21 protein-coding genes are annotated in these 20,989 nt (G+C 62.0%); all 21 read right to left on the bottom strand.

Features of this window, described 5'->3' with window-relative positions:
• Positions 1-8 precede the first annotated feature (8 nt).
• On the bottom strand, positions 9-1,316 hold the full coding sequence (locus F0Q04_RS22825; protein ID WP_116926410.1) for an ABC transporter ATP-binding protein: 1,308 nt from the start codon (positions 1,314-1,316) through the stop codon (positions 9-11).
• An 11-nt stretch (positions 1,317-1,327) separates the two neighbouring features.
• Positions 1,328-2,128, bottom strand: a complete 801-nt coding sequence (locus F0Q04_RS22830) for an ABC transporter permease (protein ID WP_182343687.1) — start codon at positions 2,126-2,128, stop codon at positions 1,328-1,330.
• Between the two features lie 89 nt (positions 2,129-2,217).
• Complete coding sequence (locus F0Q04_RS22835; RefSeq protein WP_165841201.1) at positions 2,218-3,099, bottom strand: peptidylprolyl isomerase; 882 nt, start codon at positions 3,097-3,099, stop codon at positions 2,218-2,220.
• 178 nt (positions 3,100-3,277) lie between these two features.
• Entirely contained in the window at positions 3,278-4,792 is a 1,515-nt protein-coding gene (locus tag F0Q04_RS22840) for a cell surface protein (RefSeq protein WP_182343689.1), read from the bottom strand.
• A 178-nt stretch (positions 4,793-4,970) separates the two neighbouring features.
• Positions 4,971-5,414: a hypothetical protein gene (locus F0Q04_RS22845; protein ID WP_133248161.1), complete on the bottom strand. Its 444-nt coding sequence runs from the start codon at positions 5,412-5,414 to the stop codon at positions 4,971-4,973.
• Entirely contained in the window at positions 5,414-7,861 is a 2,448-nt protein-coding gene (gene gspD, locus F0Q04_RS22850; protein ID WP_182343691.1) for a type II secretion system secretin GspD, read from the bottom strand. Before gspD ends, F0Q04_RS22845 begins: the two co-directional genes overlap by 1 nt.
• A gap of 43 nt (positions 7,862-7,904) precedes the next feature.
• Positions 7,905-8,546, bottom strand: a complete 642-nt coding sequence (locus F0Q04_RS22855; protein WP_116926359.1) for a hypothetical protein — start codon at positions 8,544-8,546, stop codon at positions 7,905-7,907.
• Entirely contained in the window at positions 8,543-9,109 is a 567-nt protein-coding gene (gene gspM, locus F0Q04_RS22860) for a type II secretion system protein GspM (protein ID WP_116926358.1), read from the bottom strand. Before gspM ends, F0Q04_RS22855 begins: the two co-directional genes overlap by 4 nt.
• Complete coding sequence (locus tag F0Q04_RS22865; RefSeq protein ID WP_182343693.1) at positions 9,106-10,467, bottom strand: PilN domain-containing protein; 1,362 nt, start codon at positions 10,465-10,467, stop codon at positions 9,106-9,108. The genes gspM and F0Q04_RS22865 overlap by 4 nt, the downstream gene beginning before the upstream one ends.
• Positions 10,468-10,485: 18 nt before the next feature.
• Positions 10,486-11,349: a general secretion pathway protein GspK gene (locus tag F0Q04_RS22870; RefSeq protein ID WP_232539453.1), complete on the bottom strand. Its 864-nt coding sequence runs from the start codon at positions 11,347-11,349 to the stop codon at positions 10,486-10,488.
• 5 nt (positions 11,350-11,354) lie between these two features.
• The gene (locus F0Q04_RS22875; RefSeq protein ID WP_182343695.1) at positions 11,355-12,077 is read right to left on the bottom strand and encodes a prepilin-type N-terminal cleavage/methylation domain-containing protein; all 723 of its coding nucleotides are present in this window, start codon (positions 12,075-12,077) and stop codon (positions 11,355-11,357) included.
• Positions 12,074-12,514 (bottom strand): type IV pilus modification PilV family protein, encoded by a 441-nt coding sequence (locus F0Q04_RS22880; RefSeq protein ID WP_021028971.1) that lies wholly within the window; start codon positions 12,512-12,514, stop codon positions 12,074-12,076. Before F0Q04_RS22880 ends, F0Q04_RS22875 begins: the two co-directional genes overlap by 4 nt.
• A complete protein-coding gene (locus F0Q04_RS22885) occupies positions 12,511-12,966 on the bottom strand; it encodes a GspH/FimT family pseudopilin (RefSeq protein ID WP_116926355.1) in 456 nt (151 codons plus the stop codon). The genes F0Q04_RS22880 and F0Q04_RS22885 overlap by 4 nt, the downstream gene beginning before the upstream one ends.
• An 82-nt stretch (positions 12,967-13,048) precedes the next feature.
• Positions 13,049-13,480, bottom strand: coding sequence for a type II secretion system major pseudopilin GspG (gspG, locus tag F0Q04_RS22890; RefSeq protein ID WP_021028973.1), 432 nt, complete (start codon positions 13,478-13,480; stop codon positions 13,049-13,051).
• Positions 13,481-13,507: 27 nt separating this feature from the next.
• Positions 13,508-14,782: a type II secretion system F family protein gene (locus F0Q04_RS22895; protein ID WP_116926354.1), complete on the bottom strand. Its 1,275-nt coding sequence runs from the start codon at positions 14,780-14,782 to the stop codon at positions 13,508-13,510.
• The gene (gene gspE / locus F0Q04_RS22900; RefSeq protein WP_182343697.1) at positions 14,775-16,511 is read right to left on the bottom strand and encodes a type II secretion system ATPase GspE; all 1,737 of its coding nucleotides are present in this window, start codon (positions 16,509-16,511) and stop codon (positions 14,775-14,777) included. Before gspE ends, F0Q04_RS22895 begins: the two co-directional genes overlap by 8 nt.
• A 109-nt stretch (positions 16,512-16,620) precedes the next feature.
• A complete protein-coding gene (rfbC, locus tag F0Q04_RS22905) occupies positions 16,621-17,169 on the bottom strand; it encodes a dTDP-4-dehydrorhamnose 3,5-epimerase (RefSeq protein ID WP_116926352.1) in 549 nt (182 codons plus the stop codon).
• A gap of 4 nt (positions 17,170-17,173) precedes the next feature.
• Positions 17,174-18,064: a glucose-1-phosphate thymidylyltransferase RfbA gene (gene rfbA, locus F0Q04_RS22910; protein WP_182343699.1), complete on the bottom strand. Its 891-nt coding sequence runs from the start codon at positions 18,062-18,064 to the stop codon at positions 17,174-17,176.
• A 2-nt stretch (positions 18,065-18,066) separates the two neighbouring features.
• A complete protein-coding gene (gene rfbD / locus F0Q04_RS22915) occupies positions 18,067-18,960 on the bottom strand; it encodes a dTDP-4-dehydrorhamnose reductase (RefSeq protein WP_182343701.1) in 894 nt (297 codons plus the stop codon).
• 58 nt (positions 18,961-19,018) lie between these two features.
• Entirely contained in the window at positions 19,019-20,074 is a 1,056-nt protein-coding gene (gene rfbB, locus F0Q04_RS22920) for a dTDP-glucose 4,6-dehydratase (RefSeq protein WP_116926349.1), read from the bottom strand.
• A gap of 117 nt (positions 20,075-20,191) precedes the next feature.
• Complete coding sequence (locus F0Q04_RS22925; protein ID WP_116926407.1) at positions 20,192-20,965, bottom strand: type III pantothenate kinase; 774 nt, start codon at positions 20,963-20,965, stop codon at positions 20,192-20,194.
• Positions 20,966-20,989 lie beyond the last annotated feature (24 nt).

Raw genomic sequence — 20,989 nt, forward strand, 5'->3', positions numbered from 1 at the left:
ACGCAGCCTCAGCCCCAGTGGTGGGGCAATCGTACCAGTCCAGGCAGCGGCTTGGGGTAGATAAAGCGGAAGACGGTGTATTGGAACCATTGGTCGTAGACCGCCAGGCCCGAGCCATCGAACAAAAAGGCGCTGACCACATAGTCACCGCTGTGCAAGGGCAGATCCGGAAAGCTCAGCACCGATTGCCAGCTACCATCGGCCAACTGCACGGGCACAGCGTCTTCCTCATGCGTCGCCAGGCAGGCAATGCCTACGCCCTTGTTCTGCTCGATCATGAAGCCAATATTGGGCTGCTCGGCGCCATTGCCGCGCGCCTTGATCGTGACGACCAGGTCCTGCCCTTGCAGCACCGGGGGATCGCCCGGGCCCAGGTTCGCAATATCGACCGACAGAATGCAGGCGTTGCCTGCCTCTTCGGACTTGGGCTGCGATGGCGGCTGTACCGCATATGGCGTATCCAGCGGGTCGATGGGCTCTGTAGCGACGGCTGCGGCGGCCACATCGGCCAGCGCATCCGGCACCGCAGCTGCCGCATCATCGCCCCACTGCAACTGGTCCTTTTCCTCCCGCTTTTGGCGGGTGCGCACATCGTAGGCAGCCAGCACCGCTTCGGTCTCGCCAAACATCTGCACCTGGCCCTGCTCCAGCCACAGTGCGGCATCGCAGAGATGGCGAATATGGTAGGGGCTGTGCGAGCAAAAGAGGATGGTGCAGCCCTTTTGGCGAAAGTCCAGAATGCGCTCGATGCATTTTTTCTGAAAGCTCTGGTCACCCACGGCCAGCGCCTCATCGACGATCAGCACATCGGGCTGCACGGCAGTGACCAGCGCAAAGGCCAGGCGCACATTCATGCCGGAGGAATAGGTTTTGACGGGCCGGTCGATCGCATCCTGCAGCTCCGAGAATGCAATGATCTCGGGTTCGAGCTTGCGCATCTCCTCCTGGCCGATGCCAATCAGGCTGCCGGCAAAATACAGGTTGTCGCGGCCGCTGAAATCGGGATGAAAGCCAGCGCCCAACTCCAGAATGGCGGTGATGCGGCCCGAGCGCTCAATGGAACCTGTAGACGGCTGCATGGTGCCGGCCAGCAGCTTGAGCAGCGAGCTTTTGCCCGCGCCGTTGTCGCCCACCACGCCAATGCACTGGCCGCGCCCCAGACTGAAGCTGACATCGCGCAGCGCCCAGTGGCTGCGGTGCATGGCCCGGCCCGTCAGCAGCGCCTTGACGCGCTGGCGCGGTGAGTCGTAGAGCTTGTATTCCTTGCCCAGATTCTTGACCACCAGCACCGCAGGAGCCTCTTGCGTCTTTGCCATCTGCACGCCCGTCATAGCCAGTCCACCAGCTGGTCACGGCTGCGCCGCACCAGCACATTCACCACCACGGCAAGCAGTGCAATCCACACCGCGCTCACCACCCAGACCTGCATTTCCGGCCACTGGCCTTGCAACAGTGCCGACTGGTAGCCCATCACATAGGACGCCATCGGGTTAAGCCACAGCAGCCAGCGCCAGCCCTGCGGAAACATCGTAATCGGAAACAGGATGGGGGTCAGGTAGATACCCACCGACAATGCAAAACCCACCAGCTGCACGGTGTCGCGCAGGGCGGCGGCAAAGATCGCCAGCGCATAGGACAGCAGCAAGGTCATCAGCAGCTGCATCGCCATCAGCGGCAGCAAGGCAAGCACCCCCCACTGCAGATGGTGCACGGGGATATAGCACAGCGCCAGCAGCAGCATCAGCGGCCCGAAGATCCAGGAGCTGGCCAGCACCGAGCGCACCGGGAACAGCACCGGTGGCAGCGGATTCTTCTGCAGGATGGAGCCCGCCTCCAGCAAGCTGCCCATGCCCCGCGAGACCGCATCGCAAAACGCCATCCAGGGCAGCGCGCCCACAATCAGGAAGGTGCCCACCGCATGGCTGGATGCACCCTCTCCCAGCCGCATCGCGAACACGATGTCGAACACCAGGTAGTAGGCCGCCACGGACAGCAGCGGCTGCAGATAGGGCCAGATGACGCCCAGCGCGGTGCCGGCATGGCGTGCCGCTACCTCGCGGCGTGTCATCACGCCGATCAGCGCGCGGGCGTTCCAGACCTCTTGGATACTGTGCAGAAAGGTGCGCATCAAAGTTCGATATTGAAAGACAAAGCGCCCATGAAAAAAGGAGAAGGCCATTTCAGCCTCCTCCTTGCCCCATCGGCAGTGACTAGCGATTATTTTGCCTTATATTGCGCCAAGAACGCTTCCAAGGCTTTTTCATCAAACTTGGCCTTGCTGGTGACCTTCTCGACTTCGGCCTCGCGCGCAGCCTGCAAGGCCTTTTGCGTGAATTGCTTCTCCAGTTCAGGGCGCGCTTCTTCAAAGGTCTTCTGCACCGCGGGCTTGCGCTCGATGAACTTGATCACATGGTAGCCAAACTGGCTCTCCACCACAGGAGCGAACTCGCCGGGCTTGCTCAGCGCAAAGCCGGCCTTCTCAAACTCGGGCACCATCCGGCCACGGGCGATGAACCCCAGATCACCGCCACGTGCAGCGCTGCCAGGGTCTTCAGAGTTGTCCTTGGCCAGCTGCGCAAAATCTGCGCCAGCCTTCGCTTCGGCCAGCAGCTTCTCTGCCTTTTGCTTGGCTGCATCCGTCTTGCCCTTGACCAGGATATGTGCCAGATGCACTTCTTCAGGCGTCGCCATGCTGTCCTTGTTAGCAGCGTAGTGCGCCTTGATCTGCGCCTCGATCAACTTCGGATCAGGCGCGTGTTGGGCATTGAATTTGGCCAGATAGGCATCCGAGATCACCTTGTCCGCAGCGATGCGCGCGGCGGCGGCCACCTGGGGGTCATCTGCCACACCCACAGAGCGCGCATGGGCTGCCATGGCACGGCGGACAAAGAGAGCATGCACCATCTGCTGCACGCCATCCTTGTTGGCCAAAAATGAATCACGCATCTCTGCTGGCAAGCGCTGTGCTTCCGCCTGGATGTCAACCACCTTCACCTCAGCGCCGGGCACGCCCGATACCAGCACAGGGCTGTCGCTGGAGGCCGCCGAGGCCGTCATGGCCAACACACTCAACACGATGCCCACAGGGGCAAAAAACATACGGTTACGCATTCACAGTCCTACTGGCAAAAGAAGCAGCATAACAAATCAAGCTGGATCTCGCTGTGCTCTGGATGGGACAAATATTCCAAAAATGTAAAAAGGGCAGAGATTGCTCTCTGCCCTTTGGCTGATTCTCTCAGTACTTCAAACTTAGGCCTTACGGCCAAAGGGTGAATTACTTGGAGAAACGGTGTGGCCAGGTGATACCGTAGGTACCGCTGAAGCCGTTAGCTGCGCCACCGGAGTTGGTCAGCTTGATGAACGAGGAACCCACCACTGGCAGCGGACGGGTGTAGTTCACTTGGCCCCAACCGTTTTCGTAGGTCACAGCAGCGGTCTGACGAGCCACCGTAGCACCCAGCACGGAAGTGCCGGTGTCCTTGAATGCCAACACGTTCACTTCGCCGCACAGCGAGATGATCTTGGCAGTGCCGGGAGAGATCACAGCGCCGTTACGCACGGAAGATTCTTCACGGTCGTAGAAGGTGTTGCTGGTGGTGGTCACGCAGATGTTGCCATCGGTATCAACAGTGGTGGAGCCAGCATCGAAGAATCGGGCGCCGCCAGCGGTCACAACCAGTGGGTTGAACACGCGGTATTGCTTAGCATCGGTAGCAGCGTAGTTTGCACCAACGCTGTAACGACGGGTAGGCATCGACAGAACCCAGTCAGTCTTCGCTTGGATCAGGGTATCGGTAGCGAACTGGTTAGACACACCGGTGTTAGCCACTGCTTGGGTCAGCAGCGAAGCTTGCTCTTCAGGCGTTGCGGTGGAGGTCAGGTAAGGGGTAGACAGATCTGGGAAGTCATAGTTCACAGCAGCAACCAAGTTGACTGCTGGGCTGTTGTCAGCAAACACAGCACCAGTGGTCTTGAACAATGGATCAGCAGTGTACAGATCGTTGTTCAGGCCGGTGGACTGGTTGTCCTGTGGGAATGCCACGAACTTGCCGCGAGCGTTTGCACCTGCGTCGTCCACAGCCTTGATAGCGGTAGCAGCACCGGAGAACGTGGTGGTTTGGGCCACGTTCAGGATGTACCAGTCGCCGGTCAGTTGGCCGGTAGGCGTGTCGTAACCCAGGGTTGCAGCGGCCGATTCGGTCGTTGGGTTGATCGCCAGGGTACGCTCCAGCACCGAGTCAGCGCAAGCAGGCGCGCCGTTGGCAGCGTGCTTGATGGTCTTGAACAGATCGGAACCTGGCTTCACGTCAGCCATGTTCAGGATTTCGACGTAGCCTTCCTTCGTGTTGTTCACACGCTTTTCGGCGGTCCAGCCATTGGCCAGACGGTCTTGCACGAAGCTGACCTTTTGACCGTGGATGTTGGGGTACGTGCAGCTGTTGTCAGCCGTCATGAAGTACGAACCATTGGCATCAGCTTGCACCGAACCGGTCCACACGTCGTAAGGCGACAGGAACACGGTAAAGTCCAAGATATCGTCAGAGTTGGCAGCGCCACGGAAACGAACCTTCAGAGCCTTGCCGTTGGTGGTATCGGTGTTCACAACGTGGAACACGGACATGTTGTCATTTTGCGTGGTGAAGTAAGGAACCACCAAAATGTGACCCACGCCGCCTTCGGACTGCTCGAACTTGGTTGCCGTAGGGGCAGTGAAAGTTTGAGCGGAAGCAGCACCAGCAAAACCGCCAATCATGGCAGCAATGCTCAGAGCCAGAACATTTTTCTTCATAAACACACTCCAGTTAAAAAAAGTTAGTCAGCGCAACTACCACGATTGTTTACGCTAAGAAATAATAGCATAGCGCTTCCGCGGTTTGCAAAGCAAGCGCCCTGTTTTTTTGCAGTGCCTGTTGAGTATTTACAACAATCATCGCATTCCAGGCGGCCCACTGAGCTTGGCAATGGGCTCAGGGCTCCAGATAGAGTCGCCACTGACCGTCTTCGAGCAACCAAGTTTGCTTCGAATACATATCAATGGTACCCAGATTTTTCCCGATCAGCGGCGGTTTGACCTTCAAATTGACACCCACATCGCACTTTTCCGCGTCGCACTTGACATCATGGATCTCGGCGGATTGCGCAAAAGTGCCGGGAAAGGCCTTCTTGTATTGCTCCAGCGTGCGCGCCTTTTGGTATGCCGCATTGGTATAGGCATAGGCGGCCGCATGGTCGCCTTGGATCCGGGCGTTGGTAAAAGCCAACGCGTTTTTGGCGACAACCTCTTCAGGCGTTGCAGGCTGCAAGCTCGCACAGCCCACTACGGCCGCGGCGGCTCCGATTGCAAACAAAACTTTCGCAGACTGAATCATCACGTTAGAGGTCATTTTCAATATCTTTACAACAGAGTTCATTACTGTGCCTGCGCAGGCTGCACAGGGGCAACACGGGATGCAGGGGCGGGAGCATTGTTGGCACGTATCAACAGGTCGTCGTCGTTCAAGCCACGCAGGCGGTCACGCAGCTCTTCGCTGACCTCACGGACATCCACATCGGTACGTACCACACGAGGCGTCATCACTAGCAGAAGTTCCGTGCGCCTGGAGTTTCTGGTGGTGGAGCTGAAGGCTTTGCCGATGATAGGAATGTCCTTCAACAAAGGAATGCCCGAGTTGATATCTTCATTCTGGTCTTTGATCAAGCCGCCCATGACGATCGACTCACCAGAACGCACCGCCAGCTTGCTGGTCAGTTGGCGGTTGGAGAACTTGGTCTGTTGCGACGCGGTGTCGAGGCCGGCGGTATCGATGACCGACTGGTCGATCAGCAAACTGACCATATTGCCGGAATTGACCGAAGGCGTGACATTCAGGATCACCCCCGTATCCTTGAGCTGGTAGTTGTCCGACAAGTAGCTGTTGGTGGTGATGTAGCTGCTGACCTTGACAGGGACCTGCTCACCAACCGAGATGGTTGCAGGGTGGTTGTCCATCACCATCACCGACGGGCTGGACAGCATCTTCACCTGTGTCTGGCCTGCAATAGCGCTCAAACGTGCGGCAATGTTGTCACCACTGAACAGCGAATAGGTGAAGGTCCCAGCCACCGCGCCATTGTTGGCACTGGCGCCGGTTGCCGACAAGCCGCCCAAATTGCCAATCCCGGAATAGTTGCGGCCGCTGCCGCCAAGGCCGCTATTGCGGAACAACCACTCCACACCATATTGCAAGTTGTCATTGAGCGACACCTCAATGATGCTGGCCTCAATCAACACCTGGATAGGCGCCACATCCAAGCGCTTGAGCGATGCCTCAATCTTGCGGAACTGCGAGCCGGTGGCCCAGACCAGGATGGTGTTGTTGAATTCATCGGCCACTACACGGATATCGCCAATCGCGGTGGCCGTGATGGTCGGTGTACCGCCTTGTTGCTGGGCGTTTCCGGTATTGCCAAATCGGTTGGCATTGCCGCTATTGCCGAATCCAGAAGAAAAACCGGAGGTGCTGCCAAAGTTGTTGAACCCGCCGATACGGTTATTGTTATTGTTATTGATGCCGTTCAGACCTGGCGCAACCCCAGAAGTCATATTGCCGCTAGCACCCTGCTGGCCACCAAAGATGCCATTGAGCACCTGCGCCAGGTACTTGGCATTGCCGTTTTGCACGCGGTAGACATAGAGCTCGGGCTCACTGCCGCCGTAACCTGGCACATCCAGGCGACGAATCCAGCGTTCGGCTTCGTCCAGATAGGAGGCACGCGGCGTGATCACCATCAGCGCATTGAGGCGCGGGATGGGCAGCACGCGCAGCGCACCAAACAGCGGGTTGGAATCGCCCAGCGAGGTCAGCAGTGCGGCAGCGGCGGCCGCATTGCCGCTCAGCTGGTTATTGCCTCCCCCACTGGCAGCGGCGCCAGTCGCCTGGCCGGGGCGGCGCGCAGCGGCAGCGCTCGCAGGGCCACCCGCAATGCCTGCAGACCCGGCAGCGCCTTGGCCCTGCGCTGCCTGGCCACCGCCGCCATTGACCATTTGCAGCGCCGCACTGACTTCTTCAATCGAGGCGTGCTTGAGCGGATAGATGCCCACCGACATGCCCTTGAGCAGGTCCACATCAAAGGTCTTGACCATCTCCATCCAGCCTTCGGACTGGGTCCGCGTGCCTTGCATGATCAGCACATTGCGCACGGTATCCACCTTGATGAGGGCCTCTGCCGGGATGATGGGCTTGAGGATATTGGACATCTCCGTGGCGCCAATGTATTGCAGCGGCACCACGATCACGCCGTAGCCGGGCGCCATGCTGCCGGGAGCCCCGGCCATGCGCACATTGCCCACCAGGCTGCGCAGTACCTCGGGCTTGCCCACCTGGTAGGTGCCGCGGGCATCGCGCACCATCGCCAGGCCGTTGGCCTGCAGCGCCGCCTCCAGCAGGAAGACTGCCTTGTCCGGGTCGATCGGCTTCGGTGTCGTCAAGGTCACCGTGCCCTGCAGCGGCGGGTGCATCACATAGTCGATCTTGAGGATATCGCCCAGTACGGTGCGAACCACCTCGGCCACTGGTGCTTCCTCAAAGCGGAAGCTGACGGGTGCGCCGGCGGCAACGGGAGCGGACTTGTCGATATTGAGCAGTTTGTCCGTGCCACGCATCACGCGCGGCTCGGTCGACTCCTCCTCCTCATCTCCGCCCTTCTTGGGGCTGATCATGATATTGGGCGCTTGCAGTACCGGCAGCTGAGCACCTGCTTGTGCTGCAGGCGGGGCAGACGGCTGCGGCGCAGCGGTTTGCGCATGGAGCGGCAGCAGCATGCCCATCTGGCCCAGTGCGACCACCAGTGCAGTCTTGAAAAATACGGGAGACTTCATGGTTCTAACCCTAGGATCTATCTATATATAGGGATTGCCGCGCTCAAGGGCGCTGGGCAGCGGAAGTGCCGCCGATGCTCGCACGGCGACGGGGTGTTGGGGAATCGGCGCCAGTGGGCGGCTGCCCGATCTGCGCGGGCATCGCCCTTTGCGGCACAGCGGGCTCGGCGGCAGGCGTATAGCCCTGCTGCAGCTTGCCCTTTTGCAAGGCAATTTCCTTGGTCACGCCATCGCGGGTGAAATACACCCGGTTATCAGCGACCGAGCTCAAGGTCCAACCGTCCAGCGTGCCACGCAGCGGCAGCGACTTGTCCTTACCCTGGAACTTGATGATGATGCCGCCGCTCTTGCCATCCTCGCCGATGTAGACGCCACTGAGCACGGCATCGGCCAGGTAATCAGGCGGAGGAGGAGGCGCCTCGGCGGCCGCCACAGGGGGTGGTGGCGGGGGCCGCCGGCTTAAAGAAAACAGGGGGCGATCCAACATGGCCAGAAACTGGCTATGGTCCATCGGCTGCGCCTTGCCCAGACGAGGGATGACACCATCGAGATTGGCCTTTTGTCCTCTGGGTACCGTCCAGTGGACATTCTTGATCCCGCCACTGGGTGAGAACCACATCCAGGCCAGCACCAACACCAACACAATATTGGCCGCTACCAAAATGGCACTTGTATGGCGCTTCATGGACGCTCCCTCAAAACGCTCAAGGTCATCTGGAGAGTCAGCCGCGGCGCCAGCTTCTCATTCATCACCTGCAGGGTCCCCTGGTTTCTGACTTCCACATCGGCCAGCAGCATCACCGGCAACTGCTCGTTCAATACCGCCAGTGCACTGTCCACGGCCAGCAGATCCCCTTCGGCCCGCACCGACAAGGGGATACGGTCAAAGCCCTTTTCTTCCTTGGCAGGCAGCACCTGGCTGCTGACCACCGTCAACCCTGCCGTGGTCAACAGGCTGCGCACCTTCTGCTGCACCGCATTGCCGGTCTGGGCCACATCCTGGCTGCCTGGGTAAATATAGTCAGCGCGGATCTGCAAGGCGCGCTCGAGCGACTGGTCAATTTCCTCACGCTGCAGGTCAAGACCTCGCAGCCGTGCATAACGGGGCTCGAACTCCGACAGGCGCGCCTGCGCCCACAGATGCTTGCTGACGACATAGCTGCCCAGCGCCACCAAGGGCAGCAGCACCAGCAATGCGGTGGCCACTAGAATCAGCAGCTCTTTACGATTTGGACGGTTCGCGATCATGGATTTTTCCCTCCTTGCTCGGCAGCAGGAGGGGGAGACGAAGGTTTGCTTCCCCCCAGACTGGGGCCCGACTTGGTACCCCCCAGGGTCGGGCCAGACTTGCCGCCGCCGACACTGGCCTTAGGTGGCACCCTGGTATCCGTACCGGGAGAGGCAGCAGGCGCGCCTGGGGCGGTCGCAGCCGGTGACGTGGGTGCTGGCGCTGCAGGCGACCCGCCCTCTGCAGCTGGCGCAGCAGCAGCGGGCTGCACAGGCTCTTGCTTGGCCGCAGCCTCCGCTTCCAGCACCGTCTTGGGACCAAAGACCTTGGCATCCAGCCCCAACTCGATGGTGAAGCTCTCTTTATTACCGCCACCCATGCGCGTGGCAGCGCTGGGCGCACGCACGTCCTTGACGCCATCCTGGTTGCTCAGCTTCTGCATCAAGGCCGAGGCATTCTCGGTCAAGCCAGAGATCGTCACCTTGCTGCCCTGGATGCGGGCCGATTGCAGCGCCGTATCATCGGGCAGCACCTTGGTCAGCATGCTGAGCACCTGGACCCCATCAATGCGCTCAGCCAGCAACTCCGACAGCCCGGCGACCTTGTCGGCACTCTGGATCAGCGATTCGCGTTTGGCCACCACATCGGCGGTCTTGGCGGCCATGCCCTCATAGGCATGGGTTGCCTCGATCGCGCGCAGGCGCAGCTGCGCCGTAGGGGTGCCTGCAATCGCAGCGAGCAGCAGCAAGGCGAGCGCAACGCCACTCACATTCCACCACAGCCGCTTGCGGCCCCAGGCGTAACGGGCGTGTTCACCAAAGCCCTGGAACACCACCGGGTTGCGCTCCGGAGCAAACACCCATACCTCGGGCTGCTCCAAGGATTCGGCCTTGGTCTGCCCCTTGAGCGTTTGCAGGTGCAACTGCTCCGCAACCCGGGCCTGCAGATAGGGCTCGGTCTGGGTTCTGGAGGCCAGCACCACCAGCAATTTGACCGCCTTGCTGCTGCGGCTCAGCTCGGTGTAACCCCAGAGCAGGTCGTCTGCGGCAAAGGGGCTGATCGCCTGCACTTCCAGCTCGGCAGCGCTGGCGCAATCCTGGGGATCCAAGGCTGGCAGCGCCACCGTCTTGCGCAGCACCATGTGCTCGGGCAGCTCCACCGCCCAAAACGCAGGCTCCCGCCCGGGCTTGGCCACTGGCTGGCCGCTCTCCCATACCACGGTGGGAGCGCCTTCGGCAGGCACCAGGCGCAGCATCTGCTCGGGCCGCAACCATGACAGCGGCGGCCACTGCGGCGCCCTGCGCCATGTCTTTAAAACATCGGCCTTGAGCTGGTTCAGATCCAGCCCAAAAAAGCGCGATTCAGTTGAAATTGCCATAAGGGTTCTTTGCTTCGATCAGGATGCTGGCTGCAGCATCTGGCGCGCCTCAAACGTGTACCAGGGCAGGCCGTCGCGCGTTCTGGCCCCAAAGTACACACTGCGATCTACGAGAAAAATACGGCCATCGGCCATCGGTACCTGGGCGGTTATCCGGTAACGGCGTTGCGCCCCGCCGGGTCGCGCCAGGTTGGCGTCCAGGCCCGTCGTATCCAGACCGGTCTGGCCGGATCCACGCGATGCGGCAATGCGGGCGGCAATACCCTCGTCCCCATTGGCCAGCACCCGCAGCACCTGGGGAGGCGCTGCCAGCGGATTGACCGTGGCACCTCCCGAGCCGGTGGTGGACGCGGTGATCAAGGGCGCGAGTCTAGCATAGAGGTCGTAATCGATTCCGGGCACCTGCATCAGGTCTTCTATCGCCTCAAAACGCTCAGGGCGGCGGCCATCGAGCGACGCGCGCTCGCGGCGATCGAGCACCGCCACGGCGAGTTCCTGGGCTGCAGATTCGGGCAGTCCGCCACCGACGCTCATCAGGGCCGTCAACAGCGGCAGCGATGCGCCATTGATATTGATCAGGCCATTGAGCGGCATCACACTGACCGCCACCTGCGCGCCCTGGTAGTTGACCGAGGTTTCGGTGGTCTCCTGCAAGATCGTGCGGTCGGCCGACAGCTGCTGCAGCACCATGACCACGGCCGCATCGCCCACGGCCTGCGCGGTCACCTTATCCTTGGCAACGCCCACCATCTTGGCTTCCTGGCGTACCACACCACTGACGCCCGTGACCATCAGGCTCAATGCCGCGACCAGCCAAAGCACGGCGATCAAGGCCATCCCCTGCTGGGAGGGTGCTGTGGCCGTGCGGCGTTGTACCTGCAAGCGCATCATCCGTTCGAGCCTCCCAGGCTCGCGCCGCCACCACCACCTCGAGGATCCCCCGCGGGCATCACGCGCAACTGCACCACCACCGGTGCCAGCACCATGGATTCGGTGGACATCACCACCTGCACCGCCTGCGGCAGCCGGTCCACCGCGCCCCAGTCGCTGCCCCATTGCGGCGGGTCAATGGCCCCATCCAGGTACTGGAAAGACAGCCCTGTTGCATGCTGCAGCAGCGGATAGGTCTGCGCTCCGCCCCAGTCGGGCAGGGTCTGCTGGTCGATCCAGGGCAGGTAGCTCAGAATGACGGCCGGCGCGCCGTCGTAGCTGCCCATCGCCAGCCGGAAATGGTAGCGGCCACCGACGCCGTAACGTGCCGGCATCACCCCCACCCAGGTCATCGACTGGCCTGCGCCTTCAAAGAAAAACGCCGAGGGCGTGGCACTGAGCATGCCTTGCTGCTGCAGCCCCTGCACCCGTTTGGCGGAGATGCGGCCCAGTACGGCGCGCAAAAAATCGGTGCTGGCGCGCGACTCGTCCATGCGCTCGAGCCGGTTGTCGATGCTGGTCTCCGTCCGGCCCATGGTGCCCATGGCGCCGGCCAAGCCCAGCACGATCAGTGACAGCAAGGACATGGCCACCAGCATCTCCACCAGCGTGAAGCCAGAGGCTGGACGGCGCAGGCCATGCAAGCGGCGCGCAAAGAAATACGGGGGAATGCGGCTCATCCTGGTGGCACCACATTCTCGGCCGGGTCGGGCGGCCGGCGCTGCGCACGCAAGGTCGTGAGCTCAAATACACGCGCGCGCTCGCCCTCGGCCCAGTGCACGCTGATGTGGACCTCGTGCAACACGGGGATGTTCGGGCTCTCGTCCACGCCGGTCTTGAATGGCGCGCTTTGCACGCTCCACTGGTAGCCATTGCTCTGGCCCGATTCGTTCCAGCCGCTTTCGTAGACCGAGTCGCGCGAGTCCATAATGGACTGCGCCAGTTGCACCGCGTACTGGTAGCGGTCGAGATCGCCGACGCTGCGCGCATTGCTGCCCGTGGCGCGGTAGATCATGCCCAGCGAGATTGCCATGATGGACAGCGCCACCAAAATCTCCAGCAAGGTCATGCCTTGCTGCTGGCGGGGCCGCAGGGACAGAGACGACAGCGCCCTCATTGGAACAAGGGCTCCTGCGTGACGCGGCCCGAGAGCCAGTCCACCCGCAAACGCGTGCCGGCGCCGTTTTTGCGCAGAATCTCCACGCTGCCGCCAGTGGAGCCCCCCGAGGCCAGAAACACAATCGAGGCCGAGCTGTTGGGCACAAACTCGCGGTCTGCGACCGTGGTGCGCAGATCGACGGTCTCGGGAATCTCCTTTTCCGCGCCCGCATAGCCATAGTGCCTCGTCTGCAGGTCCACGGTAAAGCGCACCGGCTCGCCTTGCGAGACGGCGGTATACCGGGCCGAGCGCAGCTGACTGATCATCGTGCGCACGGTGTCGCGGTACTGCACCCCGTCTTTCAGCCGGTCATAGGCGACCGGCGCCATCGCCACCACCAGGGCCATGATGGCGAACACCACCATCAACTCGATCAAGGTAAAGCCTTGATGGGCTGCTGGGCGCTGCATAACGCGTGGGTGTCGGCGCAGCCATGGCAAGGCAGTCGGCACGGGGATTCCTGGTCAGACCGGAAAAGTGGCAGATGCCGGTTTACTGGGCGTTGCGCACGTCGGCGGCTTCGCCTTCGCCCCCGGGCTGGCCATCAGCGCCCAGCGACAGGATGTCTACCCGGCCGCCGTTGTAGCTGTAACGGTAGGGGTTGTTCCAAGGGTCATTGGGCACGCCACCCGACAGATAAGGGCCGTTCCAGCCGCGCACATTGCCCGGCTGCTTGGCCAGCGCGTCCAGACCTTCTTCGGTGGTCGGGTAGCGGCCGGTATCGAGCTTGAAAATATCCAGCGCCTTTTGCAAGTCGGCAATCTGCACGCCGGCGGTCTTGGATTTGGCGCCGCCCAATTGGCTCAGCACCTTGGGGCCCACCAGGCCAGCCAGCAGCGTCAGGATGGCCAGCACCACCAGCAGTTCGATCAGCGTAAAACCACGGCTTTTGCGTGGCGTCTTTTGGGTGAAAAAGGCCTTCATGGCGGGCTCTCCTTGCAGTATTAAAAATTAAGCAGCCAGATCGTTGACGGACAGAATGCCCATCAAGATAGACACAATGATGGAAGCAATCATGATGCCCAGCACCAGGATCAGCACTGGCTCGATCATGGTCAGGGCGCGTTTGATGCCGGTTTCCACCTCACGGTTCAAAATATTCGACAGCTCCAGCATCATCGAGCCCAGGCGGCCGGTCTCTTCACCGACGCGCACCAGGTTCACAGCCAGCGGCTCGAACACCGTAGTCGTGTTCATCGCCTGCACCATCTTGCCGCCCTCTTTGACAATGGGCGGTATCTTGGCCAGCTCGGCCTGGATCAGGCGGTTGCTGACCGTATCGGTCGCGATATGCAGTGCGGTGAGCAAGGGCACACCATTGCCCAGCAAGGTGCCCAGCGAGCGCGAATACAAGGTCAGCTGATACTTGAGCGCCAGGCGCCCCAAAATCGGCATGCGCAGCAACACGCCCTGCCACCACAACCGGCCCTTGGGCGAACGCAGCCAGCTGCGCATCACATAGACCACAGCGGCACCACCCAGTAACACCACCCAACCGTTCTTGCGGAACACCTGGCCGATGGTCATCACGATCTTGGTGGGCGTGGGCAGTGCATCGCCCATGTCGGTGAACAGCTTCTCGAACTGCGGCACCACAAAGCCCAGCATCGCGATCAGCGACAGAATGGCCACGGCCACGAGGATCATCGGGTAGATGGTGGCCGAGACCACGCTTTCCTTGAGCGCACGCTGGCGTTCTAGGTGTTCCACCAGGCGCTGCAGCACGGCCGACATCTGGCCACTGGCCTCGCCAGAGCGCACCATGTTGATGTAGAAATCGCCAAACAGCTCCTGGTGCACCATCAGCGCCTTGGACAGCGGCACCCCGCCCTTGACTGCTTCGAGCACGCCGGTCAGCAGCTCGCGCATGCTGTCCTTGAAGGCCATGTCGATCAGCACGCGCAGCGCGTTATCCAGCGCTAGGCCGGCCTTGAGCATGATCGACAGCTCCGAGGTCATCGCCAGCACATCGGCGGCCTTGGCCGGGCCCTTTTGCGACTTGGGCGCCTTGGCCTTGCCAATCGCACTGGCTGCCGCCGGCTTGGCCCCTGCGGCCTTGGCGCCCGCTGGCATCAGCGCGGCAGCGTCCACCGCATCGACAATGCGCACCGGCGTGAGCTTTTGCGCGCGCAGGTGCTTTTGCACCGCAGCGGCATTGGGCGCTTGGAAAGTGCCGCGAACCTGCTCGCCCGCGGAATTGATCGCGTGCCAGGCAAAATCAGCCATCGATCTGGTCCTGGGTGACGCGGGCGACTTCGTCCAACGTGGTCATGCCGGCGGCCACCTTGCGCAGGCCGTCCTCGTGCAGGCTCAGCATGCCGGATTTGGCCGCCAGGTTGAACAGCTCGTTCGAGTCCTTGCCCGCATTGATCGCATTGCGCATCGGCTCGTCGAGCACAAACAGCTCGTGGATGCCGGTACGGCCCTTGTAGCCGGTCTGGCGGCATGCATTGCAGCCCACGGCGCGGTAAATCACTTGGCCTACTTCGCTGAAGCGCGCCAGGCCGGAGCGCTTGCGCACCTCTTCGCCCGGCTCGTAGGCCTCTTTGCAATTGCCGCACAAGGTACGCACCAGGCGCTGGGCCAGCACCCCATTGACCGAGGAGGTGATCAGGTAGCTCTCCACCCCCATGTCCTGCATACGGGTGATGGCACCGGCGGCGGTGTTGGTGTGCAAGGTCGACAGCACCAAGTGACCCGTCAGCGCCGACTGCACCGCGATCTGCGCGGTTTCGCCATCACGCATTTCACCGATCATGATGATGTCCGGATCCTGGCGCAGGATGGAGCGCAGCGCATTGGCAAAGGTCAGGTTGATCTGGGCATGCACCTGGATCTGGTTGATCCCTTCGAGCTGGTACTCGACCGGGTCTTCCACGGTGATGATCTTGTTCTCGAGCGCATCGATCTTGGACAGCGCCGCATACAAGGTGGTGGTCTTGCCCGAGCCGGTCGGCCCGGTCACCAGCAAAATGCCGTGCGGGCGGCCCAGCAGGTCGTTGAACTTGGACAGCGTGTCCTTGGCAAAGCCCATGGTTTCGAGCTGCAGCCGCACGCTGGCGCGGTCCAGCACCCGCATTACGATGCTCTCGCCATGCACGGTGGGCACGGTGGAGACACGCAGGTCGAGCTCGCGGCCCTTGACGCGGGTCTTGATGCGGCCGTCCTGCGGCAGGCGGCGCTCGGCAATATCCAGATGCGCCATCAGCTTGACGCGCGAGCCGACAGCGGCCGACAGGCGCGGCGGCACGAGCTCACCGGGGTGGATCACACCATCGACCCGGTAGCGCACATGCAGGCCGTCGTCAAAAGGCTCCAGGTGGATATCGGAGGCGCGCAGATCGGTCACCTTGCCGATGATGCTGTTGACCAGGCGAATCACGGGTGCCTCGCTCGCCAGGTCCTTCAGATGCTCGACAAAGTCGCCCACATCGGAGCCATCGCCAAACATGTCATCGCCGTCGTCCTCTTCGGCTTCGGGCTCGGGCTCCTGCAGCGCCTTTTCAATATCGGCCTGCAGCGCCAGGTGCGGGCGAATCTGTAGCCCGGTCGACATCTGCAGCGCCTTGATGACGAACGGGTCCTGGGGCGAGGCCATCGCCACATCCAGCACGCCATCCTGCAACTGCAAGGGGAAGACATGCTGCGAATGCTGGAACTCGGGCATCAGGCCCGGCACGCTGATCGCCTCGGCGGGGAAATCGGTGCCCAAGGTGAAAGGAATCTGCAGCTGGGTTGCCAGCGTGTGCATCAGGTCCAGCTCGGAGACCAGGCCCAGCTGCACCAGCACCTGGCCGATGAGGCTGCCCATCTCCTGCTGCGCCTGCAGCGCACGCTCCAGATCGCGTGGCGACAGCTTGCCCGCCTGCACCAGCATCTCGCCCAGCAAAGGGCGGCGCCCGGGCTGTGTGGCCAGGGCTGCATCGCTGAAATCGTCAATGGTGCTGGTGCTCATGCGTTTATGGTCTCAAATGCCTATGGCAGGCGTGGTATCTATCCCCTTAGCCTATAGGGCACCCAGTGTAGGCGCCAGGCATGGGAGACATTTGGTAGGAAAAGCAAACTCAGGCAAAAACATCGGCCTCGGCAAAGGCCTTGCCCTGCTGGTCCTTGGACGACAGCTGCGGCTCCAGACCGTTCAACTGCCAGTCGATCGACAATTGCGCATCATTCCAGATAATGCAGCGCTCGTGGGCCGGCGCGTAGTAGTCCGTTGTTTTGTAGAGGAACTCTGCCGTCTCGCTGAACACCACAAAGCCATGGGCAAAGCCCGGCGGCACCCACAGCTGGCGTTGGTTGTCCTCGCTCAGCTCGACGGCCACCCATTGGCCAAAGCTGGGTGAGCTTTTGCGGATGTCAACGGCCACATCCAGCACCCGGCCCTGCACCACCCGCACCAGCTTGCCCTGGGCCTGTTCCAGCTGGTAGTGCAGGCCGCGCAGCACACCGCGGCTGCTCTTGCTGTGGTTGTCCTGCACAAAGTCATAGTGCTGGCCCACCGCCGCATCAAAGGCCTTCTGGTTGAAGCTTTCAAAGAAAAAGCCGCGCGTGTCGCCAAACACCTTGGGCTCGATGATCTTGACGTCGGGCAGCGCCGTGTCGATGGCTTGCATGCCTTTACTCCTTGGGCTCGTGCAGCAGGCGCTGCAGGTACTGGCCGTAACCGTTCTTGGACAACGGCTTGGCCAGCGCGGCCAGTTGCGCGTCGCCGATATAGCCGCTGCGCCAGGCAATCTCTTCCGGGCAGGCAATCTTCAGGCCCTGGCGGCTTTCCAGCGTGGCGATGAACTGGCCCGCATCCAAGAGACTGTCATGCGTGCCGGTATCGAGCCAGGCATAGCCCCGGCCCATGATCTCAACGCTCAGCTGGCCCTGCTCCAGGTAGAGGCGGTTCAAATCGGTGATCTCCAGCTCGCCGCGTGGTGAGGGCTGGAGGCTCTTGGCCAGATCCACCACCTGGCTGTCGTAGAAATACAGGCCGGTCACCGCATAGTTGCTCTTGGGCTTGGCCGGCTTTTCTTCCAGCGACAGCACCTTGCCCTGCTTGTCAAAGTCGGCCACGCCATAGCGCTCGGGGTCGGTCACATGGTAGGCAAAGACACTGGCGCCCGCGTCGCGCTGCATCGCGCTGGCCAGCAGCTTGTGGAAATCATGGCCGTAGAAGATGTTGTCGCCCAGCACCAGCGCGCTCGGCGCACCGGCCAGGAAGCTCTCACCAATCAAAAAGGCCTGCGCCAGCCCATCGGGGCTGGGTTGCACCGCGTATTCCAGGTGAATGCCCCACTGGCTGCCATCGCCCAGCAGCTGCTCAAAGCGCGGCGTGTCCTGCGGCGTGCTGATGATCAGGATCTCCTTGATCCCCGCCAGCATCAAGGTGGTCAGTGGGTAATAGATCATCGGCTTGTCGTACACCGGCAGCAGCTGCTTGCTGACCGCCAGGGTGGCCGGGTGCAGGCGGGTGCCGGAGCCGCCCGCCAAGATGATGCCTTTGCGTGCTTGCACTGTCATGTTCAGAGAATCTCCTGCAGCATGCGCTGCACGCCGGTCTGCCAGTCAGGCAAATCCAGCACAAAGCGCTGCTGCAATTTGTGGGTGTTCAAACGGGAATTGTGGGGGCGGCGCGCCGGTGTTGGGAAGGCCGAGGTGTCGACCGCCTGCACCTCCTGCGCGGTCAGATTCAGCGCCGGGTTGATCTTGCGCGCCGTCTCCAGCACAAAGCGGGCATAGCGGTTCCAGGTGGTTTCGCCACCGGCCACCAAGTGGTAGATGCCGCTCAGGCCGTCACCCGATGCCATGGCGGTGCGCAGCGCATGCGCGGTCACATCGGCGATCAGGTCAGCACCGGTGGGCGCACCCCACTGGTCGTCGATGACGGCCAGCTTGTCGCGCTCCTGCGCCAGGCGCAGCATGGTCTTGGCGAAGTTGCCGCCCCGCGCGGCATAGACCCAGCTGGTGCGAAAAATCAAATGATTGGCACCGCTGGCCGCAATCTGCTGCTCGCCTTCGAGCTTGGTCTGCCCGTAGACCGACAGCGGGCCGGTGGCCTGGTCCTCGCGCCAGGGCAGGTCGCCGCCGCCATCGAAGACATAGTCGGTGCTGTAGTGCACCAGCCAGGCGCCCAGCGCCTGGGCCTCGCGCGCCAGCACGCCCACGGCCTGGGCATTGATGGTGCGCGCAGCCTCGGGCTCACTCTCGGCCTTGTCCACTGCGGTGTAGGCAGCGGCATTGACGATCACATCGGGGGCCAGCGCACGCACGGTTTCGGCCAGTGCCTCGGGGCGCAGCAGGTCGCCGCACAGCGGGGTGCTGGCGCGGTCCAGCGCAATCACCTCGCCCAGCGGCAGCAGGCTGCGCTGCAGCTCCCATCCGACCTGGCCATTCTTGCCCAACAACAGTATTTTCATCGCATCGTCCTGTCAGGCGGTCCCGGTATACAGATGCCTGGCCCGCCCACAACCGCCATCAGGCGTACTGCTTGCTGACCCAGTCCTTGTAGTCACCCGACTGCACCTGGGCCACCCAATCCTGGTGGTCCAGGTACCACTGCACGGTCTTGCGGATGCCGCTGTCAAAGGTTTCAGCCGGCTTCCAGCCCAGTTCCTTCTCCAGCTTGCGCGCATCGATCGCATAGCGGCGGTCATGGCCGGGGCGGTCCTTTACATAGCTGATCTGCTCGGCGTAAGACTGGCCATCGGCACGCGGGCGCTGGGCGTCAAGCAGGCGGCAGACATGCTGGACGATCTCGATATTGGGCATCTCGTTCCAGCCGCCCACGTTGTAGGTCTCGCCCAGACGGCCCGCCTCCAGCACGCGGCGGATGGCGCTGCAGTGGTCCTTGACATAGAGCCAGTCGCGGATCTGCATGCCGTCGCCATACACGGGCAGGTTCTTGCCCGCCAGCGCGTTGACGATCATCAAAGGGATCAGCTTCTCGGGGAAGTGGTAGGGGCCGTAGTTGTTCGAGCAGTTGGTGGTCAGCACCGGCAAGCCATAGGTGTGGAACCAGGCACGCACCAGATGGTCGCTGGCCGCCTTGCTTGCGCTGTAGGGGCTGTTGGGCTCGAAGTTATGGGTTTCTGTGAAGGCCGGGTCGTCCTTTTCCAGGCTGCCGTAGACCTCATCGGTCGATACGTGCAGAAAGCGGAAACCGGTCTTGCGCTCGCCTTCCAGGCCACTCCAGTAGGCACGGGCGGCCTCCAGCAGGCGCAGGGTACCCACCACATTGGTCTGGATGAAATCCTCGGGGCCGTGGATCGAGCGGTCCACATGGCTTTCGGCGGCAAAGTGCACGATGGCGCGCGGCTGGTGCTCGGCCAGCAGGCGGTCGAGCAGCGCGCGGTCGCCGATATCGCCGTGCACAAAATGGTGGCGGCTGTCGCCCTGCAGGCTTTCTAGGTTGTGCAGATTGCCCGCGTAGGTCAACTTGTCGAGATTGACCACCGGTTCATCCGAACCCGCCAGCCAGTCCAACACAAAATTCGAGCCGATAAAGCCGGCGCCTCCGGTGACGAGAATCATGGTCAGTACAGGTAGTTCAACAAATAACCGTCCATTATCGCATTGCCCTTCTGCTGCACCAGCAGCCCGCTGGCAATAGAGGGCTATGTCTGTAAGCGCATGTGGCGCAGGTCTGCGTCAGCCCTTGGCGCCAAAGCGGCTGTGGGCAATATGCAGCAGGCCGTCAAAAATCAGGTTTTCGACCAGCTCAAAGGGCCGCGTCATGCTGGGCATCATCTTCCAGCCGGCGCCGCCTGTCATCACGCAGGCGGGCTCCTGGCCGCAGTGGGCCATCACATGCTGCACCATGCGCTCGACCGCACCGGCAATGGCATAGGTGCCGCCGCTGGTCAGTGCATCGCTGGTGTTGGTGGGAAATGGCCGCACCTCGCCGGTCGGCACATGCAGGCCAGCGGTGCCCGACTCCAGCGCCTTGAGCATGATGCCGTGGCCCGGCAAGATCAAACCGCCCAGAAACTTGCCATCGGCATCGATGGCTTCGACAGTGACCGCCGTACCCACCATGACCACCACCACCGGGCGCTGGCGCCCCTGGGCCAGCACATGGTGCCAGGCGCCCACCATCGCCACCCAGCGGTCCGTGCCCAGGCGGCTGGGGTGGTCATAGCCATTGGTCAGGCCCGCCTCCGCATTGGACGACACCACCCAGTTAGGCGCCAGGTCCCAAATGTCCATCTGCGTCTGCACCCGGCGGCGCACCACGTCGCCGGCCACCACACAGCCGAGCATGTGCTGGGGCTCGGGCAGCTCGGCCCAGCTGCCTTCGGCCAGGCGCTCGATGTTGTCCAAGAACTCCACGCCATGGGCCAGCACGGCGGCGCCCGGTTGAGCTGCGTCATACATCGCCCACTTGAGGCGTGTGTTCCCTACGTCGATGGCCAGAAAATGCATGGGCGGCATTATCGGCCTTTTTGC

The organism is Comamonas koreensis (assembly GCF_014076495.1).
GTDB lineage: Bacteria > Pseudomonadota > Gammaproteobacteria > Burkholderiales > Burkholderiaceae_C > Comamonas > Comamonas squillarum.